This window comes from Pseudomonas oryzihabitans, assembly GCF_032027545.1.
In the GTDB taxonomy this organism is placed as follows: domain Bacteria; phylum Pseudomonadota; class Gammaproteobacteria; order Pseudomonadales; family Pseudomonadaceae; genus Chryseomonas; species Chryseomonas oryzihabitans_F.
Window position 1 is genome coordinate 99,626 of record NZ_JAVSJB010000001.1, and the last position, 22,535, is coordinate 122,160.

The window sequence follows — 22,535 nt, forward strand, 5'->3', positions numbered from 1 at the left end:
GTTCTCCCTAGTGGTCGGCGAGGGCGTGGAGGTCGAAGCTGCGGGCATAGCCGGCCGGATCGCTGCCGTCCCAGGCGCGTCCATCCAGCAGGACGCTGTGGCGCCGGCTGGCCGGCACGTCCAGGCCCAGGCTGGTGGCAGCGTCACGATACAGGGCGGTGCACTGCACCGCCTCGGCGATGGCCAGGTAGTCCGGATCTTCGCGCAGCAGGCCCCAGCGACGGAATTGGGTGAGGAACCAGAGGCCGTCGGAGAGATAGGGCGGGTTGACCGCGCCCTGCCGATGGAAGGCCAGGGGGTGGGCATCTTCCCATTGGTGATCCAATCCATCCTGATAGCGGCCGAGGAAGCGCTCGGCCACCAGTGCCGGCTCGGCGTTCACGTAGGCCGCGCCGCTGATGAGCTGGGCGGTGCTGGCACGGTTCTCCGCGTTTTCCTCGATGAAGCGGCTGGCATCGAGCAGGGTCCGGATCAGCGCCCGGGCGGTGTTGGGATAGCGTTCGGCGAAGGCGCGGGTGCAGGCCAGCACCTTTTCCGGATGATCCGGCCAGATGGCCTGGGAGGTGGTCAGGGTGAAGCCTTGCTCACCGGCCACCGCGGCCGCGCCCCAGGGCTCGCCCACGCAGTAGCCGTCCACCCGGCCGGCGGCCAGGTGCTCCGGCATCTGCGGCGGCGGCACCAGGACGGTGCGCACGTCGCGCAGGGGGTGGATGCCCTGGGCGGCCAGCCAGTAATAGAGCCAGAAGATGTGGGTGCCGGTGGGAAAGGTGTGCGCCAGGGTCAGCGGCTGGGCGCCGGGCTCGCGGACACGGGCAACGAAGGAGGCGATGTCCGTTACGCCCGCCAGCGCCAGGCTACGGGCCAGGTTGATGCTCTGGCCGTTCTGCGCCAGGCCCATCAGCACCGCCATGTCGGTCGCCGGGGCGCCGCCCAGGCCCAGCTGAATGCCGTAGACCAGGCCGTAGAGGCTATGGGCGGCATCCAGGCGGCCGCCGAGCAGGTTGTCTCTCAGGGCGGACCAGGACGGCTGGCGGTGCAGGTGCAGGGTCAGACCATGGGGTTCGCCGAAACCCTGGGTGGCGGCGACGATCAGCGAGGCGGCGTCGCTCAGCGGCAGGAAGCCCAGGTTGAGTTCGGGCCTCTCCGGGGCATCCGAACCGGCGACCCAGAGGTGAGCGGCAGAAGAAGGGGACGAGGCGGGCATGGGGTCTCCGGCGGCTGTCTTTGGGTGTTCACGCGACCTTTCGTGGATCATTGTGGTGACAGGCACGCGGGCAGCGTCAAGCCTTGTGAGAGGCGCGAACCCCGCGAGGGCGCTATCCAGGTCCTGCAGCGGTCGTCTCGTCCAGTGTCCGCTGCGAAGTGATGAACCCGCGACGTGGCGCGGGTTCATCACGGGTCTTCACCGCTGCGGAAGCAACAGCAGTCGGTCGCGGCCATAGATGCGGTCCAGATTCTGCGGTTGCAGCGGCAGACTCTGGTACTGCCCCTTGCTCCAGCCATTGCCCGCGGTGCCGGCCTGGCTTGCCTGCAGCGGTTCGGTCAGACCGAAATCCACCACCAGGCGCAGGGCCGGTGCCAGCCAGGCCTGCTGGTTGCCGCCCCAGTGGCTGGCGGTCAGGTCCAGGGTGGACGCATCGCCGCCGGAGGCGGCACCGGCCAGGCGATGCAGGCGACCCCACTGCCAGGTGGCGCGGTCGCTGCCCAGTTGCGCCACGCAGCGGTCGATGGTGGCGGCCAGCGCGCGGGCGAAGACGGCTGGCTTGCCTGCCTGGGGGCCGTCGCCCCAGTAGGGGCTGTCGTCCCGTGCCAGCAGGTGGTCGACGATGGGGTTGTAGCCGGTATCGCTCAGCGTGGTGAAGGCGTGCCAGGCCGGGCTGTCGCTCCCTCCGAGTGCTTTGGCGAAGGTCTGCTCGGCCAGGACCTGGAGGAAGGTCTCGTAGATCGCCGCATCGGCCGAGCTGGCTGCCAGGCGACCATCGAAGGCCAGCAGGCGGCTCAGGGTTTCTTCTGCCGCGCGGCGCTGGTCGGCGGGCAGCGCGGCGATGGCCTGGTGCAGCGGAGCGGCAAAGCCGGGGGCGCCGAGTTGTGTCTTCAGCTTGGCGGCCAGGGTGGTGGTCTGGTCCTGCTGCAGGGCCATGGCATCGCGGGAGTCCAGACGCGCGGAGCGGCCGGCCAGTTGCGCCAGGCGCTCCTGACGCTCCGGGCCGGCCCAGCTACTGGAGAGCTGCATGCCGTAGCCACGCGGCACCACCCGGTTGTTGGCGGTGCCGAGCCAGCCCTGGGCGGGGTCCTGGTCGTAGGGGTGCAGCATGGGGTCGGCGTAGCCGTCCCAGGCGTAGCGCTCGTCCCAGCCAGGCGAAGGCAACAGGCCCAGGCCGCTGCGCCGGTTGGGGTAGCGACCGGTCACCTGCCAGCCGATGTGCTCCGCATCGGCGAACACCAGGTTCCAGTCGCTGGCGCGCAGGTCCCGCGCCAGTTCGAAGGCCCGTTCCACGTCCTTGGCGCGCGAGAGGTCGAAGAGGGCATCCAGGCTCTTGTCGGCTTCCAGGCGACTGCTGCGCAGGGCCAGGCCGTAGCCATTGGCGTCCGGCGCCAGCGCCAGGTTGAGCAGCGGGCCGCGTGGACTGCTGTAGAGGGTTTCCCGGCGCGGCCTCTCGCCGCGGACGAAGAAGGTTTCCACCCGCTCGCTGGCGGGCTGCCACTGGCCGTTGTTCTGCACCTGCAGGCGACCACCCTGGCGTTGCAGGCGTTCCAGGTAGAGGTCCTGGCTATCACCCATCAGGGTGGCTGCGCCCCAGGCCAGCTTGCCGTTGTAGCCATCCAGCAGCAGCGGCAGGCCGGGCAGGTTGGTACCCACCGCTTCGAAGCGCGGCGCGCGCAGGGTTACCAGGGTGAAGGGCGACTGGCCATTGAAGGCGCTGACCTTGTCCACGCCCAGCAGGCTGCGGCCGCTGCGGGTATGGCCGGGCGTCGCCGCCCAGGCGGTGCCGGTAGGGCCGCCGAAGGGAGCGAGCTGGGCGAGCTGACGCTGGACGTCCAGCAAGGCATCGAGACCGGGGACCTGGCCGCGCAGGTTCAGGCCGCGCAGCTTGGCGGTCTCCTCCTCGGGCAGGGGTTCGTCGGGGTAGGTGGGCAGCAGCCAGGCCAGGCGCTCGGGGCCGACCTGGGCCGCCAGGGCCAGGGCCGCGGTCTCCTTGCGCAGGTCCACGGCCTGGGCGAAGTTCAGCAGTTCGAAGAGCAGGGCGCTGTCTTCGGGTTTCCAGTATTCGGCGCGATAGTCGTGCCCGCCCAGTTCGACCCGCTCGCCGGCCCGGTAGAGATAGGCGTTGACGCCGCGGGCATAGACCTCGAAGAAGGTCTTCAGCCGCGGCGAGGCGTTGGCGAAGGCCACCTGGGCCGCCTTGCGCAGGTCCACGGCACGCATGAAGCGGTCGGTATCCAGCCGGCTGTCGCCATAGGCTTCGGCGAGCCGGCCCTGGGCCAGCAACCGCAGCTCGATCATCTGCGCCAGGCGCTCGCTGGCGTGGACGTAGCCCAGGGCGAACAGGGCGTCGTGGAAGGTGGTGGTCTCGATCAGCGGCTGGCCTTCGGCGTTGCGCCGCACCGAGGCGGTCTGCGCCAGGCCGCGTAGCGGCAGGCTGCCCTTGAGTTGCGGCTGGCCACGGGTCGGCGACTCCTCGGCGAAGTACTGGCAGCCGGCGAGGGAGACCAGCAGCCCGAGGGTGGCGAGGCGCAGGGGCGCGCGCTGGCGAAGACGAAGGGACGAGACCATGAAGAGCGGGCACTCCGGTGGGTGGATACCAAGGGTGCGCTACGTTAGCAGGGTCCACGTCGGGGGCAAGTCCGCCGACGCTGGTCGGTAGCTATGGCCGGCTCGATGAACGTGCTTGGCCGACCACCATGGGACGCGCTCAGCGCAACGCCATCCAGATCAGCAGGGCTGCCTGGAACAGGCAGAACACCGCCAGGCAGCCTATGGCGAATCTCAGAGAGACGTCATCGCGGCGATAGAGGGCGATACGATCCTCCAGCTGGCGCAGGCTGGCGTCGCGCTCGTCGATGGCGCGGTCGCACTGCTCCAGCAGGGTGGCGCCATCCAGTAGCGACAGCAGCTGCACCTTGTCGGTATTCCAGTCCTCGCGCAATTGGCTGACCCGGGCGGCCCGGCAGAGCAACTGGCGCTCGTTGTCGGCCGCCGCCTCGACGACGAAGCCCTGGCTGGTGAGGACGTGATCACGGCGCGTGCGGCTCTCTTCGTCGAGGGCATCGCGGCGCGCCAGCGGCAGGTCGCGCACGGCATAGTGGCCCCAGCGCGGCTTGGCCCAGGCCGCCGCGCGCGCGAGCAGGAAACGGCCCAGGCCGCGCTCCTCGGGTTCGACCTGCAGACCGCGTTCCGGGCCGAGGCGCACTTCGTCGAGCTGATGGTCGACCCAGACCTCCAGCACATTCACCTCCCGGTGCAGCAACTGGCCAGGGATCTGCACCGTCAGCCGCAGCAGGCTTTCCGTCGCGCTGTGGCGTTCCACCAGGCCGAGCTGGACGAAGCGTAGCGGCCGCGGGCCGACCCGCCGATCCACCGGCAGGGGCATCAGCCGCAGCAGTTGGAACCGCTCGGGTGGCAGGTCGGCCCAGGGATGGGGCTCGACGGGAGCGGCTTCGACGGGCGGCGATTCTTGTTCGGGGGCTTCCACGGGCAGGCTCCAGGTGGTGCGCCTTTGGGCGCCTTTGCCGGCTTATCGGCCGGGGCCTGCGGAACCTGAGCGTTCGACGAAATTAGCCACCCGTTCGATGAGTTCACGGGCCAGCGGTCGATCGGGATCGTCGTAGGTGGGCAACTGCGCCCGGAAGTCCGCCGGGGCGATGCGCAGGACGTGATTCATGCCGGGGATGATGGCCAGTTCGGCGTCCGGCTTGGCGCGCTTGAGCGCCTGGGCATCCTCGACGTCCACCTGCACGTCATGGGTGCCCTGGACGATCAACGCCGGCGCCCGGATGGCCGTGAAAGCCTGGGCCGGATGTTGGCGGAACAGCGAGATCAGGTAGGGCTGCACGCTGGGACGCAGCAGCACCAGCAGCTCGCGCGGTACCTCGGGCACCGGGGTGCCACGCAGCAACTGGTCGATGATCCATTGGGCGCTGGCCAAAGCGGCGGGCGACAGCTTGCCGGCCAGTTGTTCGCGCAGCACCACGTCGATGGGGCGCCCGCTGCCGGCCAGGGTCACCACTCCGGCGACCGGTACCTGGTCGGCAGCGAGACTGGCGATCAGGGCGCCCTCGCTGTGGCCGAGCAGGATCACCCGGGAAAAGCGCGGATCGGCCTTGAGCACCCTGATCCAGGCGACCAGGTCGGCGACGTAGCGCTCCACGCTGAGATGGCTTTCGTCCGGCTCGGCCCCGCGGCTGGCCGCGACGCCACGCTTGTCGAAGCGCACGCTGGCGATGCGGCGCTTGCCCAGCGCCTCTGCCAGCCGCTGCAGGGCGGCGTTGCGGGCACCGGGACCATTGCCGTCGCGGTCGGTAGGCCCAGAACCGGAGACGAACAGCACCACTGGTTGCGGCCGCTCGCTGCGCGGCAGGATCAGGCTGCCCTGGAGCACACCGCTGCCGGTATCGAGCTGGATAGGACGGTACAGCACCGGATCGGCCGCCTTGGCGAGGGAGGGAAGGGCGAAACTCAGCAGGATCGAAAACAGCAGACGCATGAGGACGAGAGCACCGGAAGAACAGGGCGTGTGGGGCCTATCCCGCACACAATCCGTTTAAAAGACAACGACTCGTGTAAAATCGCCCAACTTAAGTTGCATCCACTTTCACCCGTAGCGCGGAGCCTTCGCATGTCCGGCAATACCCTCGGCACGCTGTTCACCGTCACCACCGCCGGCGAGAGCCATGGGCCGGCGCTGGTCGCCGTCGTCGATGGTTGCCCGCCCGGACTGCCGCTGGATACCGCCGACCTGCAGCGCGACCTGGACCGGCGCAAGCCCGGCACCAGCCGTCACACCACCCAGCGCCAGGAAGCGGACGAGGTTGAGATACTTTCCGGGGTCTTCGAAGGGGTCACCACCGGCACCCCCATCGGCCTGCTGATCCGTAACACCGACCAGAAGTCCAAGGACTACTCGGCGATCAAGGACCTGTTCCGCCCGGCCCACGCCGACTACGCCTACCACCACAAGTACGGCCTGCGCGACTACCGCGGCGGCGGTCGCAGCTCGGCGCGGGAAACCGCCATGCGCGTGGCCGCCGGTGCCATCGCCAAGAAATACCTGGCCACCCAGGGTATCCGCGTGCGCGGCTACATGAGCCAGCTGGGCCCCATCGAAATTCCCTTCAAGACCTGGGACAGCGTGGAAGAGAATGCCTTCTTCAGCCCCGATCCCAGCAAGGTGCCGGAGCTTGAGGCCTACATGGACCAGCTGCGCCGCGACCAGGATTCGGTGGGTGCGCGCATTAGCGTGGTTGCCGACGGCGTGCCGCCGGGCCTGGGCGAGCCGATCTTCGACCGCCTCGATGCCGAGCTGGCCTATGCGCTGATGAGCATCAACGCCGTGAAGGGCGTGGAGATCGGTGCCGGCTTCGCCAGTGTCGCCCAGCGCGGCACCGAGCACCGCGACGAGCTGACCCCGGAAGGTTTCCTGACCAACAATGCCGGTGGCGTGCTGGGCGGTATATCCTCCGGCCAGCCCCTGGTCGCCCACCTGGCACTCAAGGCTACCTCCAGCATCACCACCCCGGGCCGCTCCATCGACGTGCACGGCAATGCCGTCGATGTCATCACCAAGGGCCGCCACGATCCTTGCGTGGGCATCCGCGCCACGCCCATCGCCGAAGCCATGATGGCCCTGGTGCTGATGGATCACCTGCTGCGCCATCGCGCGCAGAACGCCGAGGTGCGGGTCAATACGCCTGTGCTGCCGCAACTCTGATTTTCGGGCGGACGATGCCGGTTCCCTATTGGCGCCTGTCGGGCTTCTACTTCGCCTACTTCGCACTGCTGGGGGCCACTGCCCCCTACCTCGGACTCTACTTCCACCATCTGGGCTTTTCCGGTAGCGCCATCGGCCAACTGGTGGCCATCCCCATGCTGATGCGGGTGCTGGCGCCCAATCTCTGGGGCTGGCTGGCCGATCGCACGGGGCGCCGCTTGAGCATCGTCCGCCTCGGCGCTGCCTGCACCCTGCTGTGTTTCTCCGGCATCTACCTTGGCCAGGGCTTCGCCTGGCTGGCGCTGATCATGGCCGGTCATGCCTTCTTCTGGCACGCCGTCTTGCCGCAGTTCGAAGCCATCACCCTGGCCCATCTGCGCGACCAGCCGCAGCGCTACGCACGGATCCGCCTCTGGGGCTCCGTCGGCTTCATCGCCGCGGTGGCGGGGCTTGGCTGTGCCTTCGAGTTCGTCAGTCTGGACTTCTATCCCGCCTACCTGCTGCTGGTGATGGCGATCATCCTGCTGGCGTCCCTCGCGGTGCCCGGGGTGAAGGTGGACCCCGGTCAGCGCCCCGAGCCACCGGCCGAGCCCTTCCTGACCACCCTGCGCCAGCCCCGGGTGCTGGCCTTCTTCGTGGCGGCCGCACTGATGCAGCTGTCCCACGGCCCTTACTACACCGTCTTCACCCTGCACCTGGAAGAATTGGGCTATGGCCGCGGCGTCATCGGCCAGCTCTGGTCGCTGGGCGTGATCGCCGAGGTGGTGATCTTCCTGGTCATGCCGCAGTTGCTGGCGCGGATCGCCCTGTCCAGGTTGCTGATCGCCGCCTTCCTGATCGCTGCCGGACGCTGGCTGCTGCTGGGCGCCCTGGCCGACCAGCTCGGGGTACTGCTGTTCGCCCAGTTGTTGCACGCGGCTACCTTCGGTTGCTTCCACGCGGCTGCCATCCAGTTCGTGCAATCCCATTTCGATCGCCGTCGCCAGGGACAGGCGCAGTCGCTCTATGCGGCGCTTTCCGGGGCTGGCGGTGCGCTCGGCGCCCTGTATGCTGGCTATGCCTGGCAGGTGTCCGGCGCCCTCGCAGCCTTCGTAGGCGCCAGCCTGGCGGCGTTGGTGGGCGCCTTCCTCATCCTCTTGTCCGTTAGGTCCAGCACGAAAAGTGCCTGCGCTCGGTGATGCTTCGTTGAAAAACGCTTCGGAATGCTCATTTACCAGTCGTAAACTCCGCTTCCTCAGCATTTTTCGCCTCGCCTGACCGTCGCTCGGCGACTTTTCGTACAGAACCTAGGAGAACCGTCCATGATCCAGCAGCGTGAGCAACTGGCCCAGGAAATCATCGACGCCGGTCGCTTCCTCTATGGCCGCGGCTGGTCGCCGGCCACCAGCAGCAACTATTCGGTACGGCTGTCCGACAGTCGTCTGCTGCTGACCGTCTCCGGCAAGCACAAGGGCCAGCTCGAGCTGGACGACGTCCTCGCCACCGATCTCGACGGTACCCCGCTGGAGGCGAAGAAGCCCTCCGCGGAGACGGCGCTGCACACCCAGCTCTATCGCTGGCAACCCGAGATCGGCGCCGTGCTGCATACCCATTCCGTGAACTCCACCGTGCTCTCCCGCGAGCTGCAGGGAGATCGTCTGCTGCTGGACGGCTACGAGCTGCAGAAGGCCCTGCATGGCGTCACCACCCACGAGGTGCGGGTGGAGGTACCGATCTTCGACAACGACCAGGACATCCCGCGCCTGGCCGACCAGGTGCAGACCTGGCTCGACGTGCATCCCGACTGCGTGGGGTACCTGATCCGCGGTCACGGCCTCTATACTTGGGGGCCACGCATGGCCGATGCCCTGCGTCACGTGGAAGCCTTCGAATTCCTCTTCGAGTGCGAACTCAAGACCCGGAGCCTGCGAGCATGAGCCGACTGACCGTCTACCACGATGCCGAACCCAACCAACCCTTGAAGGTGATCAGCGACGGCGAGCACATCGCCGCTACCCTGGCCGAGGTCGGGGTGCGTTTCGAGCGCTGGCAGGCCACCGCCCCGGTAGCGCCCGGCGCCAGCCAGGAGGCGGTGATCGCCGCCTACCGGCCGGAGATCGACCGCCTGATCGAGGAGCGCGGTTACCAGACCGTCGACGTCATCAGCATGCATCCCGAGCATCCGCAGAAGGAGGCGCTGCGGGCCAAGTTCCTCGAAGAGCACCGCCACAACGAAGACGAGGTGCGCTTCTTCGTCGCCGGCCAGGGCCTCTTCACCCTGCATATCGACGATCACGTCTACGCCGTGCTCTGCGAGAAGAACGACCTCATCTCGGTGCCGGCCGGTACCCCGCACTGGTTCGACATGAGCGAGTCGCCGTCCTTCGTCGCCATCCGCCTGTTCGACAATCCCGACGGCTGGGTCGCCCACTTCACCGGTGTCGACATCGCCCGGCGCTTCCCGCGTCTGGAGGTCGAGGCGTGACCATCAAGGGCATCCTCACCGACATCGAGGGCACCACCAGCGCCGTGAGCTTCGTCTTCGACGTGCTCTTTCCCTATGCCCGCGAACATCTGCCGGCCTATGTCCGCGCCCATGCCCAGGAACCCGCGGTGGCCGAACAGCTCGACGCCGTGCGCGCCGAGGCCGGGGAGCTGGACGCCGACCTGGGGCGGGTGATCGGCATCCTGCTGGAATGGATCGCCGCCGACCGCAAGGCCACGCCGCTTAAGGCCCTGCAGGGCCAGGTGTGGGAAGAGGGCTATCGCGCTGGAATGCTCAAGGGGCATGTCTATCCGGACGCTGTCCAGGCCCTGCGCCAGTGGCACGCCGCCGGGCTGCCGCTGTACGTCTATTCCTCCGGCTCGGTGCAGGCGCAGAAGCTGATCTTCGGCTGCTCCGAACATGGCGATCTCACGCCGTTGTTTTCCGGATATTTCGATACCCTGACCGGCGGCAAGCGCGAGCCTGCGTCCTATGCGCGCATCGCTTCGGCTACCACCCACGAGCCGGCGGAGCTGCTGTTCCTCTCCGACGTGGTGGAAGAGCTGGACGCCGCGCGCCAGGCGGGCCTGCCGACCTGCGGCCTGGTCCGTGCCGGCGGCCAGCTGGGCGATCATCCCTGTGTTGCGTCCTTCGCCGACATCGACCTGGCCCGCTTCGGCTGAGTTCGGCGGCCGGCACGCTGCCAAGCGAGCCGGCCGAACTCGACGCCGTGGTCGCCAGTCCCAAGTGACGAGACCTGTGTCCTCGTAACGGAGTCGCGACATGATCAATTCCACCATCGGCGGTGTACTGGGCTTCATCGTCTTCCTGCTCGACATCTGGGCCATCGTCAACGTCATCCGCAGTGACAGCACCAACAACGCCAAGATCGGCTGGACGGTGCTCATCATCGTGCTGCCGGTGATCGGCCTCATCGCCTGGGCCGCCGCCGGTCCGCGCGGCAATCGATCCGCCACGGCGCCTACCCACAAGGGCTAGCGCCCTCGGCGCAAAGGGTGGGTCTTTCTCGGGGAAGCGCCCGGCTTTCTTCAGTCGCCCCAGGTGCGACGCTGGAGCCTGTCACATCCAGCTCTTACAATGCCCGGCTTTTGGCCGGGCATTGTCTGTCTCGGCCGGCCACCTGCGGAGAGCGACATGAGCGACTACCTGGAAACCCTCTACGACGGCTACGGCCAGAGATTCACCGTCGAACGCCTGCTCCACGAGGTGCGCACCGAACATCAGCATCTGGTGATCTTCCAGAATGCCGTGCTGGGCAAGGTGATGGCCCTGGATGGCGTCATCCAGACCACCGAGGCCGATGAATTCATCTACCACGAGATGCTTACCCACGTGCCGCTGCTGGCCCATCCGGCGCCCAAGCGTGTGCTCATCATCGGTGGCGGCGACGGCGGCATCCTGCGCGAAGTGGCCAAGCATCGGGGCGTCGAGCACATCACCATGGTCGAGATCGACGGCTCGGTGGTAGAGATGTGCAAGCAATTCTTCCCGGGGCATTCGGCCGGCGCCTTCGAGGATCCGCGCCTGAACCTGGTGATCGACGATGGCATGAACTTCGTCGCCAACACCCACGAGCGCTACGACGTCATCATCTCCGACTCCACCGATCCCATCGGTCCGGCCGAAGTGCTGTTTTCGGAGAACTTCTACCAGGCCTGCCATCGCTGTCTGAACGACGGCGGCGTGATGGTCGCGCAGAACGGCACGCCCTTCCTGCAACTGGACGAAGTCAAGACCACCGCCAGCCGGATGGCCGGGCTGTTCGCCGACTGGCACTTTTACTTGTCGGCGGTGCCTACCTACATAGGGGGCGTCATGACCCTCGCCTGGGGTAGCAAGGACACGACCTTGCGTCGGCAGAATGCCGAAACCCTGGCGCAGCGCTACAGTGATACAGGCATCCAGACTCGCTACTACACTCCGGAGCTGCATGCTGCTGCTTTTGCTCTACCTCGATACGTGCTGGAGGCCATCGGCAAGGCGTAAGAAGCTGTCCACGATCTGCTGCGCGTCGGCCAAATGGCGTTGAAAAGGCCTTCGAAATGCTCATTTACCACTCGTAAACTGCGCTTTCTCAGACCTTTTCGCCTTGTTTGGCGCTAGCTCGCGAGAGCGTGAACAGGCTTCTAAGCCCTGGCGGTCGCGGCACCGTTCGAGTTCTCAGCCGCGACTCGACGGACGTCGGTATGACGTTCCGACGAGAAGATCATCCGAACCAGAGGAGGGAAGTCCTATGTCCTTGTCGTTTGCCGATGATGTGAGCTTGAACTTGCTGCAGCGGATGAAGGAGGGCGGTTTCGATTTCGCCCGCTTCCACCCGATCGACTTCTTCGCCATCTTCGCCGACGAACGCAGGGCCCGCCTGGCGGCGGACCAGTTCCACGGTGAGTCACTCAACACCCAGGTGATGCCCCATGAGGACGGTGGTTGGCATTTGCAGGTCAGCAAGGTGATGTTCGCCACCCACGCTACCATCGACGATTTCGAAAGCGACCTCGAAGCCGTGGTGTTACCGCTTGGTGGTCAGTTGGACGGCTGGGGTGTCACCCAGGAAGTCACCCGTACCCACGCCTGATCCGTTCTCCGCAACCGGCCTGCCGCGAGGCAGCGCCGGTTTCTTTTTGCCGCTCCTCCCCCCGCCTGGCATCGCACTTTCCTTGGCGCGCACCGTCTTAGCCACAACACCGAAACGTAACGGTGCGCGGGCAATGCAGTGTGCTTGAATCTGGTGCAGAGTCGGATCTCTGGGCTGGCAAAGGCCAGGGTTTGACACCTTGCGCTCTGGCACGCGGCTTGCGACGCTCGCTAGGCGAGTGATAAGGAGATCGGCATGAGCCGCCCACTGTATAACGAGATGTATGACGTCCAGGCGCAGTGTCGGCCGCACTATGGTCGCTATGCCAAATGGCTGAGCGAGACACCCCCCGAGCTGCTGGCCCAGCGCCGTCGCGAAGCCGACCTGCTGTTCCACCGGGCCGGCATCACCTTCACCCTCTATGGCGACGAGCAGGGCACGGAACGCCTGATTCCCTTCGATGCCTTGCCGCGGGCGATTCCCGCCAGCGAATGGCAGATTATCGAGCGTGGCTGTATCCAGCGCGTCCAGGCGCTGAATCTGTTCCTCCACGACCTCTATCATGACCAGCGCATCATCAAGGCCGGGGTCATCCCCGCCGAGCAGGTGCTGGCCAACGACCAGTACCAGCTGGCGATGCAGGGGCTGGACCTGCCCAACGGCATCTATGCCCACATCGCCGGGGTGGACCTGGTCCGCGATGGCGATGGCGCCTACTACGTGCTCGAAGACAACCTGCGCACCCCGAGCGGGGTGTCCTACATGCTCGAGAACCGCAAGATGATGATGCGGTTGTTCCCCGAGTTGTTCACCCTCGAGCGCATCGCCCCCATCGATCACTATCCCAACCTGCTACTGGATACCCTGCGCAGCTCGACGCCGGTGAACAACCCCACGGTGGCGGTACTCACACCCGGCCGCTTCAACAGCGCCTACTTCGAACACGCCTTCCTCGCCCGCGAAATGGGCGTGGAACTGGTGGAAGGCGCCGACCTGCTGGTGCGTGACGAGCAGGTGTTCATGCGTACCACCTCGGGCTTCCAGAAAGTCGACGTCATCTATCGCCGCCTGGACGACGCCTTCCTCGATCCCCTGGCCTTCAACCCGGACTCCATGCTCGGCGTCCCTGGGCTGCTGGCCGCCTACCGGGCGGGCAACGTCATCCTGGCCAATGCCATCGGCACCGGCGTGGCCGACGACAAGTCGATCTACCCCTATGTGCCGGAGATGATCCGCTTCTACCTGAGCGAGGAGCCGATCCTCTACAACGTGCCCACCTGGCAGTGCCGCAAGCCGGAGGAGCTGTCCCATGTGCTGGCCAACCTGCCCGAGCTGGTGGTCAAGGAAGTCCATGGCTCCGGTGGCTACGGCATGCTGGTCGGTCCCGCGGCCACCGCCGCCGAGATCGAGGTCTTCCGGGCCCGGCTCAAGGCCAATCCCAGTGCCTACATCGCCCAGCCGACGCTGTCGCTGTCCACCTGCCCGACCTTCGTCGAGAACGGCATCGCCCCGCGCCACATCGACCTGCGGCCCTTCGTGCTGTCCGGCCGCAAGACGCGCTTGGTGCCCGGTGGCCTGACCCGGGTCGCGCTGCGCGAAGGTTCCCTGGTGGTGAACTCATCCCAAGGCGGCGGCACCAAGGACACCTGGGTGGTCCAGGACTAGACCGCCATGAATCAGTGGCCGCCACGGCGGCCCCGCAAGGACTCTCGAAAGGCGACCCCACCATGTTGAGTCGTACCGCTGCCGATCTGTACTGGATGTCCCGCAACCTGGAGCGCGCCGAGAATCTCGCGCGGATGCTGGACGTCAGCTATTCGCTGTCGATGATGCCGCAGAGCGGGCAGGGGGGTGGGTTGGACGAACTCGCCATGCCCCTGCTCATCACCGGCACCCTGGATGACTACCGGGAAAAGCATGGCGCCCTGCACCCTGAACGCCTGCTGCATTTCTTCGCCCTCGACGAGCGCAATCCGGGCAGCATCTATTGCTGCCTGCAGGCCGCCCGCGCCAATGCCCACGCCGTGCGCGGTCGTATCACCGCCGACATGTGGGAGAACGTCAACGCCACCTGGCTGGAGATGCGCGAGATCGCCGTCACCGGCTTGATCCGCTTCGGCATCAGCCGTTTCTGCGAGTGGGTCAAGGAGCGCTCCCACCTGTTCCGCGGTGCCACCGTCGGCACCATCATGAGAAACGATGCCTATCGTTTCATCCGCCTGGGAACCTTCGTCGAGCGCGCCGACAACACCCTGCGCATGCTCGACGCCCGCTATCAGGTGCTGGGGGAGGAGGAGGCCGAGGCCATCAGCGATTCCTCGGCGCGCGGCTTCTACCAGTGGAGCGCCCTGTTGCGCGCCCTGAGCGCCTTCGAGGCCTACACCGAGCTCTATCGCGATGCTCTCAACGTGCGCAACGGCGCCGAATTGCTGCTCCTGCAGGAAGACCTGCCCCGCTCGCTGCTCGCCTGCGTGATCGAACTGCACCGTGTCCTGGCCAGCCTGCCGGGGGACAACGGTCGCGAGACCAAGCGCCTGGCCGCCGGTCTCGAAGCACGGCTGCGTTACACCAGCGTCGACGAGGTGCTGGAGGAGGGGCTGCACGCCTGGATCGGCGATTTCATCGTCCACATCCGCCAGCTCGGCAGCGCCATCAATACCGCTTACCTGGAGACTGTATGAGACTCGCGATCCATCACGAAACGCTGTATCGCTACGCCGACCAGGTCCGCGCCAGTATCCAGTACCTGCGCCTCACGCCCCAGGCCGACGCCCGCCAGAAGATCCTGGACTGGGAACTCTCGCTGCCGCGTCCGGCCCGCGCCCAGCGTGATCCCTTCGGCAACATCCTGCATGTGCTGACCCTGGACACCCCCCACGACGCCATCACCATCACCGCCAGCGGCCAGGTGGAGATCGACGAAGACTTCGAATTCGAGCCCTGCCAGGCCTCGCCCTTTCCCTTCCTGCGCCAGACGCGGCTGACCGAGGCCGACGAGGCGCTGGCGGATTTCGCCCGTGAGGTCTGCGACGGCAGTCGAGATCGCGCAACGCTCATCCAGCTCATGGAGCGGCTGCACGAGCGGATGGCCTATATCCCTGGCTCCACCGAGGTGGATGGCAACGCCGCCCAGGCCTTCGCCAAGGGCGCCGGGGTTTGTCAGGACCACGCCCATGCCTTCCTCGCCTGCGCCCGCAGCCTGGGCATCCCGGCGCGCTACGTGTCGGGCTACCTGTGCACCGATGACAGCGAGCACCTGTCCAGCCACGCCTGGGCCGAGGCCTGGCACGACGGTGCCTGGTATAGCTACGACGTCACCAACCGCCTGGCCCGTCCGGAGCGGCATTTGCGGCTGGCCGTCGGACTGGACTACCTGGACGCCTGCCCGGTGCGTGGCATGCGCCGCGGCGGCGGGGTGGAGCAGATGGAAGCCAAGGTGCTGGTCGAGCCCTTGCAGCAGGTTCAGCAACAGCAACAATGATCTGCGACAGTCACCCGAGGAGACGAGGCCGCCACTGTGCGGCCTCGTCGTCTGGCGGTACGTCCCACCGCCGTCAGCGCTACGGCAATCCCGCTTTTCTGCCCGAGGTTCGCATGACCTATTGCGTCGCCATGAAGCTGCACGATGGCCTGGTGTTCGTTGCCGATTCCCGGACCAATGCCGGCGTCGACAACATCGCCACCTTTCGCAAGCTGCATCTGTTCAACCTGCCCGGCGAGCGCCTGGTCGCCATCCAGTCGGCGGGCAACCTGGCCACCTCCCAGGCGGTGATCAGTCTGTTGCGCCAGCGGCTGGACAGCGAACACGCCAACCTGCACGACGTACCCACCCTGAACCACGCGGCCGTGTTGCTCGGGCAGACCCTGAGAGAGGTACTGCAGCGGGAAGCCCAGGACGCGCCCAGTGGTCATGGTCTCGACCTGAGTTGTTCGTTCCTGCTGGGTGGTCAGATCAAGGGAGCGGAGCCGGAGCTGTTCAACATCTATCCCCACGGCAACTTCATCAGCGCCACCGAGGACACGCCCTTCTTCCAGATTGGCGAGAGCAAGTACGGCAAACCCATTCTGGACCGCGCCCTGACTTTCGATACGCCGCTGGAAGAGGCGCTGCGCTGCGCGCTGCTGTCCTTCGACGCGACGATTCGCAGCAATCTGTCCGTCGGCCTGCCGCTGGACCTGGTGGTCCTGCCCCGTGATCGGCTCGAGCGGGTGAACAGCCACCGCATCGACGAGCAGGATGACTACTTCCTGGAGCTGCGCCGGGGCTGGGGCGAGGGACTGCGCGATCTGCTCGCGGCCCTGCCGTCCCCGCCAGACGATTACTGGCGCTGAAGGATCAGCCGAAGAACCGCGACAGGTTGGGGATGACCAGCACCACGGTAGTGACGATGAGCACGAAGCTCGCCTGGCGCCATTTGGGAATGGGATTCTTGAACATGACTTGGGGCCTTTATTGTTAGCTGTTTGAAGCCTTCACGTCTTCCGGGTAGAGCGCTTGCGCAAGAACGGCATGCAGCTACTGATACCCGCAGGCTTGAGCACTATCCAGTAGCTATAGAACATAAATTTCAGTTTTGTGGCGGTTCCCGACCGGCCGGTTATCAAAAATGTCGCTCCGCCTGATTTCTTCCATGATTTCAATCGATTACAGATTCACGTACGACGCTACCGTTGGTCGGGGCCTTACCTATAATTGCCAGTGGCGACGGCGACCGACCGGTCATCCCGTGAACGGCTCTGGGCGGACCTCCCTCTAGCTTCTTCGTGCAAATGTATGAATCGATTGAAGAAAAAGCTTGCCATCGAAAACACCTTTGCCTATAGTTGCGCGCCTCGGTGATGCAGATGCAGCCGCCGAGCAAATCTGGTGAGGTGTCCGAGCGGTTGAAGGAGCACGCCTGGAAAGTGTGTATAGGAGAAATCTTATCGAGGGTTCGAATCCCTCCCTCACCGCCAGATTGAGAAAACCCCTGAGGGCCAAGCCCCAGGGGTTTTTTGTTGCCTGGCGTTTGGCGTCCGCCGAACCGGCCAGTTGTGCCAAGCACGCGCTCGGCCTGGTCTTGAGCGGGACCTGCTTCAGGCCGCCTGGCAGAAGGTCGCCGCGGTATCCCGGGCGCTGGGCAGCGTCGAGGCCAGTTGCTCGAGATCGATGCTGGCGAACAGCGGACCAGTCAGATCCAGCACCTTGCTGTCACCGGCGCTTTCGTGCAGCACCTCGGCCACGGCGACCGCCTGGGCCACGATCAGGGCATAGCCGTTGCCTTCGGGCGCCTGCAGCGGACGTGCCTGGTAGGCGATGGCGTCACGCAGGACCTGGGGTAGCTGCCAGCGGCGTGCGAGTTCGGCGCCCACTTCCGGATAGCCGAAGCCCAGTTGCAGGGTCTCGTCGGCGGCGCGATGGCTGCTGGCGGTGGCGGGGCCGGACAGGCTCGGGGCCAGTTCCGGGGCGCCGCTCTGGATCAGCAGTTCGCCGATGTCGTGGAGCATGCCGCAGGTGAAGGCGGTTTCCTGGTCCAGGCCGGCCTGCTTGGCCAGCGGCTTGCACAGGCTGGCCACCAGGAAGCTGTTGTACCAGAAGGCTTGCAGGTCGAAGCCGGGGGCGGCCTTGAAGCCACCGGTGAAGGCCGAGGCCAGGACCAGGGTGCGCAGGGTATTGAAGCCCAGGCGCAGGGCGGCGTCTTCGATGCTGGTGGATTCGCGGGCACCACGGAAGCGCGCCGAGTTGGCCAGGCGCAGCACCTTGGCGGCGATGACCGGGTCGCGGGCTACCGTGCGGGCGAGTTTTTCAACGCTGGTGTTCGGGTCGTCGAATTGCTGGATGAGGATCTGCGCCACCTCGGGAACGTTGGGCAGATTGTGCAGCTGGTCGAACAGGGTTTCGAGTTGCATGAACGGTCTCCGAGGGATGGATATATCTCCTTACATCCTCATCATCGGTCGCTCGCACGGATTTCTGTAATCGCTATGTGACGATCGGTCGCAGGGGCTCCAGGGCAGCCTTTTCGAGAGTTCAAAAAACCGTTGTCTGCCAGAGGCTTAGCTAAATCGCGCAAGACTTGTCTGGACGTCCTATTACCGTTCGTCGAGGGCGAAATGCCGCTGCGTCAGGCCGGCCGGGGTGGCTTCCAGTACCCAGCCACGGCTGTCCCAATCACCCAGGACGATCCGTTGTGCGGCCTGGCCGCTCATCTGCAGCTCGTGAGTGGCGGGTCGGTGGGTGTGTCCGTGGATCAGCGTCGTCATCTGGGCGGCCTGCATTTCCCGTTCGACCTCGGCCTCGGTGACGTCAGTGATGTCCATCGCCTTGGCACGAGTCTGCTGGCGACTCTCGCTGCGCAGCTTGCGTGCCAGCTTCTGGCGACTGGTCAGCGGCAGATGACGCAGGACGAAAAGGGTGAGGGGATTGCGCAGGATGCGGCGCAGCTTCTGGTAGCCCTCGTCACGGGTACAGAGGGTATCACCGTGCATCAGCAGCACGCGCTGGCGGTGGAAGTCGGCGATATGGCGATCCGGCAGCAATCGGCAACCGGCCCGGCGACAGAAGGCCTTGCCGATGAGAAAGTCACGATTGCCATGCATCAGGTAGATCGCCGTGCCGCTGTCGGCCAGCTGGCGCAGGGCAGTGGCGATCTCGCGTTCGAAAGGCCCCATGGCATCGTCGCCGATCCAGGCTTCGAACAGGTCGCCGAGAATATAGAGCGCCTCGGCGCCGCGTGCCCGCGTCTCGAGAAGATGCAAAAACGCCCGGACGATGTCCGGGCGTTCGGGTTCGAGATGCAGGTCGGAGACCAGCAGAATCACTCGACGATCTCGGCCTTCTCGATGATCACGTCTTCGCTCGGCACGTCCTGGTGACCGGCCTTGCTGGTGGTGGCGACGCCCTTGATGGCGTTGACCACGTCCATGCCTTCGACCACCTTGCCGAACACCGCATAGCCCCAGCCCTGGCTGGTCGGTGCGGTGTGGTTGAGGAAGGTGTTGTCGGACACGTTGATGAAGAACTGCGCCGAGGCGGAATGCGGGTCCATGGTGCGGGCCATGGCGACGGTGCCGATGGCGTTGGAGACGCCGTTGTTGGCTTCGTTCTTGATAGGGGCGCGGGTGGGCTTCTGCTTCATGCCCGGCTCGAAACCGCCGCCCTGGATCATGAAGTTGCCGATCACGCGGTGGAAGATGGTGCCGTCGTAGTGACCGCTCTTGACGTATTCCTTGAAGTTGGCCGCGGTTTCGGGCGCCTTGTCCTCGAACAGTTCCAGGGTGATGACGCCGTGGTTGGTGTGCAGCTTGATCATGGCAGCGAATCCGTAAGCTTAAGGGGGACAGCATCCAGACCCGGCGAGGGCCTCAAGGGTTTCGCCGGGACTTGACGGGTTGGGCTATGATACGGGTTTACCTTTGCCCGGCCTACCCTGGCCGTGCGCCTGCCCAGTTAAGGATCCCATGAGCAAGCCGACTTCCGACTCGTCCACCGCCGCCAAAGCCGCCCCCGCGCATTTCCTGCGGCAGATCGTCCAGGCCGACCTGGACGCCGGCAAGCAGGCCAAGATCGTCACCCGTTTCCCCCCGGAGCCCAACGGCTACCTGCACATCGGCCATGCCAAGTCGATCTGTGTCAATTTCGGCCTGGCCAAGGAATTCGGTGGTGATTGTCATCTGCGTTTCGACGACACCAACCCGGCCAAGGAAGACCAGGAATACATCGACGCCATCAAGAGCGACGTGCACTGGCTGGGCTTCGACTGGGCCGGCGAGGTGCGCTATGCCTCCAGCTATTTCGACCAGCTCTATGCCTGGGCGGTGCACCTGATCGAGCAGGGCCTGGCCTATGTGTGCGACCTTACCCCCGAGCAAGCCCGTGAATACCGCGGCAGCCTCACCGAGCCGGGTCGCAACAGCCCCTTCCGTGACCGTTCGGTGGCCGAGAACCTGGAGCTCTTCGCCCGCATGAAGGCCGGCGAGTTCAAGGATGGCGAGAAGGTGCTGCGCGCCAAGATCGACATGGCGTCGCCCAACATGAACCTGCGTGACCCCATCCTCTATCGCATCCGTCACGCCCATCACCACCAGACCGGTGACGCCTGGTGCATCTATCCGAGCTATGACTTCACTCATGGCCAGTCCGATGCCATCGAGGGCGTGACCCACTCCATCTGCACCCTGGAGTTCGAGGATCATCGTCCGCTGTACGAGTGGTTCCTGGCTCATCTGCCGGTGCCGGCCCAGCCGCGCCAGTACGAATTCGCCCGACTCAACCTGAACTATACCGTCACCAGCAAGCGCAAGCTCAAGCAGCTGGTGGACGAAGGCCATGTGCATGGCTGGGACGACCCGCGCATGTCGACCCTGTCCGGCTATCGCCGCCGCGGCTACACCCCGGCGGCCATCCGCAACTTCTGCGAGATGATCGGTGTGACCCGCTCCAACGGCGTGGTCGACGTGGCCATGCTGGAATTCGCCATCCGCGAGGACCTGGACCAGAACGCCCCGCGTGCCATGTGCGTGCTCAAGCCCCTCAAGGTGGTGATCACCAACTACCCCGAGGGCCAGGTGGAGAACCTGGAACTGGCGCGGCATCCCAAGCAGGACCTGGGCGTGCGCCAACTGCCATTCACCCGCGAGCTGTACATCGACCAGGGTGACTACGAAGAGAATCCGCCCAAGGGCTACAAGCGCCTGGAGCCGGGTGGCGAGGTGCGCCTGCGCGGCAGCTACGTGATCCGCGCCGACGAGGCGATCAAGGATGCCGCCGGCAAGGTCGTCGAACTGCGCTGCAGCTACGACCCGGACACCCTGGGCAAGAACCCCGAGGGTCGCAAGGTCAAGGGCGTGATCCACTGGGTGCCGGCCGCAGGCAGCGTGGAGTGCGAAGTACGCCTCTACGATCGCCTGTTCCGTTCGCCGCAGCCGGAGAAGAGCGAAGAGGGTGGCAGCTTCCTCGACAACATCAACCCCGATTCCCTGGTGGTGCTCCAAGGCTGCCGCGCCGAGCCGTCGCTGGCCCAGGCCACCGCGGAAGATCGCTTCCAGTTCGAGCGTGAAGGCTACTTCTGCGTCGATGCGAAGGATTCGGCGCCGGGCAAGCCGGTGTTCAATCGTACCGTGACCCTCCGCGACTCCTGGGGGCAATGATGGCGCTGCACCTCTACAACACCCTGACCAAGACCAAGGAAGCCTTCACGCCGCTGGTACCGGGCCAGGTGCGCATGTATGTCTGCGGCATGACCGTCTACGACTACTGCCACCTGGGTCATGGTCGCAGCATGGTGGCCTTCGACGTCATCACCCGCTGGTTGCGCCATAGCGGCTACGACCTGACCTACGTGCGCAACATCACCGACATCGACGACAAGATCATCAACCGCGCCAATGCCAACGGCGAGCCCTTCACCGACCTGGTAGGCCGGATGATCGAGGCCATGCACGAGGACGAGGCACGGCTGAACATCAGGAAGCCCGACCAGGAGCCGCGCGCCACCGACCATATCGGCGGCATGCACGCCATGATCCAGACCCTGATCGACAAGGGCTACGCCTATGCCCCGGGCAACGGCGACGTCTACTACCGGGTCAACCGCTTCGCCGGCTACGGCAAACTGTCGCGTCGGCGCGTGGAGGACCTGCGCATCGGCGCCCGCATCGAGCCGGGCGAGGCCAAGGAAGATCCGCTGGACTTCGTGCTGTGGAAGGGCGCCAAGCCCGGCGAGCCGAGCTGGCCGTCGCCCTGGGGCGAGGGGCGTCCGGGCTGGCACATCGAATGCTCGGTGATGTCCACCTGCTGCCTGGGCGAGACCTTCGATATCCATGGCGGTGGCAACGACCTGGAGTTTCCGCACCACGAAAACGAGATCGCCCAGAGCGAGGCCGCCACCGGCAAGACCTACGCCAACGCCTGGCTGCACTGCGGGATGATCACCATCAACGGCGAGAAGATGTCCAAGTCGCTGGGCAACTTCTTCACCCTGCGCGAGGTGCTGGAGAAGTATCACCCCGAGGTGGTGCGCTACCTCTTGATCGCCAGCCACTACCGCAGTCCGATCAACTATTCGGAAGACAACCTGCGCGAAGCCAAGGGCGCCCTGGAGCGCTTCTACCACTCGCTCAAGGGTCTGCCCCAGGCACCGGCGCAGGGTGGCGAGAGCTACGCCGAGCGCTTCGCCCAGTGCATGGACGACGACTTCAACACCGCCGGTGCCTGCGGCGTGCTGTTCGAGCTGGCGCGCGAGGTGAATCGCCTGCGTGAGAGCGATCCTGCCGCGGCGGCTGGCCTGGCCGGTCGTCTGCGCGAGCTGGGCGAGGTGCTGGGCGTGCTGCAGCTGGAGCCGGAAGCCTTCCTGCGCGCCGATGCGGCGGGCCGGGTGGATGCGGCCGAGGTCGAGGCGCTGATCCAGGCTCGCCTGAGCGCGCGTGCCGAAAAGAACTGGGCTGAATCCGACCGTATCCGCGACCAGCTCACCGCCCTCGGCGTGGTGCTGGAAGACGGCAAGGGCGGGACTACCTGGCGGTTGGTGGAGTAAGCCCGCAGTTGGGTGGATGACGGCTCTACGTC

General features: G+C 65.9%; 21 protein-coding genes and 1 tRNA gene. 15 read left to right on the plus strand and 7 right to left on the minus strand.

All coding sequences use genetic code 11. The features are described from left to right. Positions 1 to 7 precede the first annotated feature (7 nt). The 4 genes from RND78_RS00470 to RND78_RS00485 form a co-directional block, all read right to left on the minus strand. The gene (locus tag RND78_RS00470; protein WP_312725130.1) at positions 8 to 1,204 is read right to left on the minus strand and encodes a CmpA/NrtA family ABC transporter substrate-binding protein; all 1,197 of its coding nucleotides are present in this window, start codon (positions 1,202 to 1,204) and stop codon (positions 8 to 10) included. Between the two features lie 198 nt (positions 1,205 to 1,402). Beyond that, a complete protein-coding gene (locus RND78_RS00475) occupies positions 1,403 to 3,775 on the minus strand; it encodes a penicillin acylase family protein (protein ID WP_312725132.1) in 2,373 nt (790 codons plus the stop codon). Positions 3,776 to 3,914: 139 nt separating this feature from the next. Beyond that, a complete protein-coding gene (locus RND78_RS00480; RefSeq protein WP_312725134.1) occupies positions 3,915 to 4,694 on the minus strand; it encodes a hypothetical protein in 780 nt (259 codons plus the stop codon). A gap of 42 nt (positions 4,695 to 4,736) precedes the next feature. Next, positions 4,737 to 5,705, minus strand: coding sequence for an alpha/beta hydrolase (locus tag RND78_RS00485; protein ID WP_312725136.1), 969 nt, complete (start codon positions 5,703 to 5,705; stop codon positions 4,737 to 4,739). A gap of 132 nt (positions 5,706 to 5,837) precedes the next feature. Between RND78_RS00485 and aroC the strand changes: the two genes are divergently transcribed. The 13 genes from aroC to RND78_RS00550 all read left to right on the plus strand — a co-directional run bounded on the left by aroC (position 5,838) and on the right by RND78_RS00550 (position 16,945). Further along, positions 5,838 to 6,929: a chorismate synthase gene (aroC, locus tag RND78_RS00490; protein WP_312725137.1), complete on the plus strand. Its 1,092-nt coding sequence runs from the start codon at positions 5,838 to 5,840 to the stop codon at positions 6,927 to 6,929. Between the two features lie 14 nt (positions 6,930 to 6,943). Next, complete coding sequence (locus RND78_RS00495) at positions 6,944 to 8,107, plus strand: MFS transporter (RefSeq protein WP_312725139.1); 1,164 nt, start codon at positions 6,944 to 6,946, stop codon at positions 8,105 to 8,107. A gap of 123 nt (positions 8,108 to 8,230) precedes the next feature. Then, positions 8,231 to 8,845, plus strand: a complete 615-nt coding sequence (locus RND78_RS00500) for a methylthioribulose 1-phosphate dehydratase (protein ID WP_059227433.1) — start codon at positions 8,231 to 8,233, stop codon at positions 8,843 to 8,845. Next, complete coding sequence (locus RND78_RS00505; protein WP_312725142.1) at positions 8,842 to 9,393, plus strand: acireductone dioxygenase; 552 nt, start codon at positions 8,842 to 8,844, stop codon at positions 9,391 to 9,393. The genes RND78_RS00500 and RND78_RS00505 overlap by 4 nt, the downstream gene beginning before the upstream one ends. Further along, positions 9,390 to 10,076, plus strand: coding sequence for an acireductone synthase (mtnC, locus tag RND78_RS00510; RefSeq protein ID WP_312725143.1), 687 nt, complete (start codon positions 9,390 to 9,392; stop codon positions 10,074 to 10,076). Before RND78_RS00505 ends, mtnC begins: the two co-directional genes overlap by 4 nt. 103 nt (positions 10,077 to 10,179) lie before the next feature. Then, on the plus strand, positions 10,180 to 10,392 hold the full coding sequence (locus RND78_RS00515) for a PLD nuclease N-terminal domain-containing protein (protein WP_372237634.1): 213 nt from the start codon (positions 10,180 to 10,182) through the stop codon (positions 10,390 to 10,392). A 156-nt stretch (positions 10,393 to 10,548) separates the two neighbouring features. After that, positions 10,549 to 11,400, plus strand: coding sequence for a polyamine aminopropyltransferase (gene speE / locus RND78_RS00520; RefSeq protein WP_312725145.1), 852 nt, complete (start codon positions 10,549 to 10,551; stop codon positions 11,398 to 11,400). 247 nt (positions 11,401 to 11,647) lie between these two features. Next, the gene (locus RND78_RS00525) at positions 11,648 to 11,989 is read left to right on the plus strand and encodes a ribonuclease E inhibitor RraB (protein WP_295460864.1); all 342 of its coding nucleotides are present in this window, start codon (positions 11,648 to 11,650) and stop codon (positions 11,987 to 11,989) included. A gap of 255 nt (positions 11,990 to 12,244) precedes the next feature. Then, the gene (locus RND78_RS00530) at positions 12,245 to 13,654 is read left to right on the plus strand and encodes a circularly permuted type 2 ATP-grasp protein (RefSeq protein WP_312725146.1); all 1,410 of its coding nucleotides are present in this window, start codon (positions 12,245 to 12,247) and stop codon (positions 13,652 to 13,654) included. A 62-nt stretch (positions 13,655 to 13,716) separates the two neighbouring features. Beyond that, positions 13,717 to 14,670 carry an alpha-E domain-containing protein gene (locus RND78_RS00535; protein ID WP_312725147.1) on the plus strand — a complete coding sequence of 318 codons (954 nt, stop codon included), beginning with the start codon at positions 13,717 to 13,719 and terminating at the stop codon, positions 14,668 to 14,670. Then, positions 14,667 to 15,470, plus strand: a complete 804-nt coding sequence (locus tag RND78_RS00540; protein ID WP_312725148.1) for a transglutaminase family protein — start codon at positions 14,667 to 14,669, stop codon at positions 15,468 to 15,470. The genes RND78_RS00535 and RND78_RS00540 overlap by 4 nt, the downstream gene beginning before the upstream one ends. A 113-nt stretch (positions 15,471 to 15,583) precedes the next feature. Then, complete coding sequence (locus RND78_RS00545; RefSeq protein WP_312725150.1) at positions 15,584 to 16,321, plus strand: proteasome-type protease; 738 nt, start codon at positions 15,584 to 15,586, stop codon at positions 16,319 to 16,321. Between the two features lie 534 nt (positions 16,322 to 16,855). Further along, positions 16,856 to 16,945, plus strand: a tRNA-Ser gene (locus tag RND78_RS00550). Between the two features lie 120 nt (positions 16,946 to 17,065). Here RND78_RS00550 and RND78_RS00555 read toward each other — a convergent pair. From RND78_RS00555 to RND78_RS00565, 3 genes are all read right to left on the minus strand, one after another. Beyond that, entirely contained in the window at positions 17,066 to 17,878 is an 813-nt protein-coding gene (locus tag RND78_RS00555; protein ID WP_312725151.1) for an HDOD domain-containing protein, read from the minus strand. Positions 17,879 to 18,061: 183 nt separating this feature from the next. Continuing rightward, positions 18,062 to 18,790 carry a UDP-2,3-diacylglucosamine diphosphatase gene (gene lpxH / locus RND78_RS00560; protein ID WP_312725152.1) on the minus strand — a complete coding sequence of 243 codons (729 nt, stop codon included), beginning with the start codon at positions 18,788 to 18,790 and terminating at the stop codon, positions 18,062 to 18,064. Next, positions 18,787 to 19,281 carry a peptidylprolyl isomerase gene (locus tag RND78_RS00565; RefSeq protein ID WP_312725153.1) on the minus strand — a complete coding sequence of 165 codons (495 nt, stop codon included), beginning with the start codon at positions 19,279 to 19,281 and terminating at the stop codon, positions 18,787 to 18,789. Before RND78_RS00565 ends, lpxH begins: the two co-directional genes overlap by 4 nt. Before the next feature lie 148 nt (positions 19,282 to 19,429). On the opposite strand from RND78_RS00565, the gene RND78_RS00570 reads away from it, so the two are divergent. Both RND78_RS00570 and cysS read left to right on the plus strand, forming a co-directional pair. Beyond that, complete coding sequence (locus tag RND78_RS00570) at positions 19,430 to 21,118, plus strand: glutamine--tRNA ligase/YqeY domain fusion protein (RefSeq protein ID WP_312725154.1); 1,689 nt, start codon at positions 19,430 to 19,432, stop codon at positions 21,116 to 21,118. Beyond that, a complete protein-coding gene (gene cysS, locus RND78_RS00575; RefSeq protein ID WP_312725155.1) occupies positions 21,118 to 22,503 on the plus strand; it encodes a cysteine--tRNA ligase in 1,386 nt (461 codons plus the stop codon). The genes RND78_RS00570 and cysS overlap by 1 nt, the downstream gene beginning before the upstream one ends. Positions 22,504 to 22,535: the final 32 nt, after the last annotated feature.

What these genes read in the sequence shown, in the direction of transcription:
- RND78_RS00565 (WP_312725153.1), bottom strand. Translation starts at nt 19,281, where the DNA reads ATGATCAAGCTGCACACCAACCACGGCGTCATCACCCTGGAACTGTTC.
- speE (WP_312725145.1), top strand. Translation starts at nt 10,549, where the DNA reads ATGAGCGACTACCTGGAAACCCTCTACGACGGCTACGGCCAGAGATTC.
- RND78_RS00540 (WP_312725148.1), top strand. Translation starts at nt 14,667, where the DNA reads ATGAGACTCGCGATCCATCACGAAACGCTGTATCGCTACGCCGACCAG.
- RND78_RS00555 (WP_312725151.1), bottom strand. Translation starts at nt 17,878, where the DNA reads ATGCAACTCGAAACCCTGTTCGACCAGCTGCACAATCTGCCCAACGTT.
- aroC (WP_312725137.1), top strand. Translation starts at nt 5,838, where the DNA reads ATGTCCGGCAATACCCTCGGCACGCTGTTCACCGTCACCACCGCCGGC.
- cysS (WP_312725155.1), top strand. Translation starts at nt 21,118, where the DNA reads ATGGCGCTGCACCTCTACAACACCCTGACCAAGACCAAGGAAGCCTTC.
- RND78_RS00505 (WP_312725142.1), top strand. Translation starts at nt 8,842, where the DNA reads ATGAGCCGACTGACCGTCTACCACGATGCCGAACCCAACCAACCCTTG.
- RND78_RS00470 (WP_312725130.1), bottom strand. Translation starts at nt 1,204, where the DNA reads ATGCCCGCCTCGTCCCCTTCTTCTGCCGCTCACCTCTGGGTCGCCGGT.
- RND78_RS00500 (WP_059227433.1), top strand. Translation starts at nt 8,231, where the DNA reads ATGATCCAGCAGCGTGAGCAACTGGCCCAGGAAATCATCGACGCCGGT.
- RND78_RS00545 (WP_312725150.1), top strand. Translation starts at nt 15,584, where the DNA reads ATGACCTATTGCGTCGCCATGAAGCTGCACGATGGCCTGGTGTTCGTT.
- RND78_RS00485 (WP_312725136.1), bottom strand. Translation starts at nt 5,705, where the DNA reads ATGCGTCTGCTGTTTTCGATCCTGCTGAGTTTCGCCCTTCCCTCCCTC.
- RND78_RS00530 (WP_312725146.1), top strand. Translation starts at nt 12,245, where the DNA reads ATGAGCCGCCCACTGTATAACGAGATGTATGACGTCCAGGCGCAGTGT.
- RND78_RS00525 (WP_295460864.1), top strand. Translation starts at nt 11,648, where the DNA reads ATGTCCTTGTCGTTTGCCGATGATGTGAGCTTGAACTTGCTGCAGCGG.
- RND78_RS00570 (WP_312725154.1), top strand. Translation starts at nt 19,430, where the DNA reads ATGAGCAAGCCGACTTCCGACTCGTCCACCGCCGCCAAAGCCGCCCCC.
- RND78_RS00475 (WP_312725132.1), bottom strand. Translation starts at nt 3,775, where the DNA reads ATGGTCTCGTCCCTTCGTCTTCGCCAGCGCGCGCCCCTGCGCCTCGCC.
- RND78_RS00535 (WP_312725147.1), top strand. Translation starts at nt 13,717, where the DNA reads ATGTTGAGTCGTACCGCTGCCGATCTGTACTGGATGTCCCGCAACCTG.
- RND78_RS00495 (WP_312725139.1), top strand. Translation starts at nt 6,944, where the DNA reads ATGCCGGTTCCCTATTGGCGCCTGTCGGGCTTCTACTTCGCCTACTTC.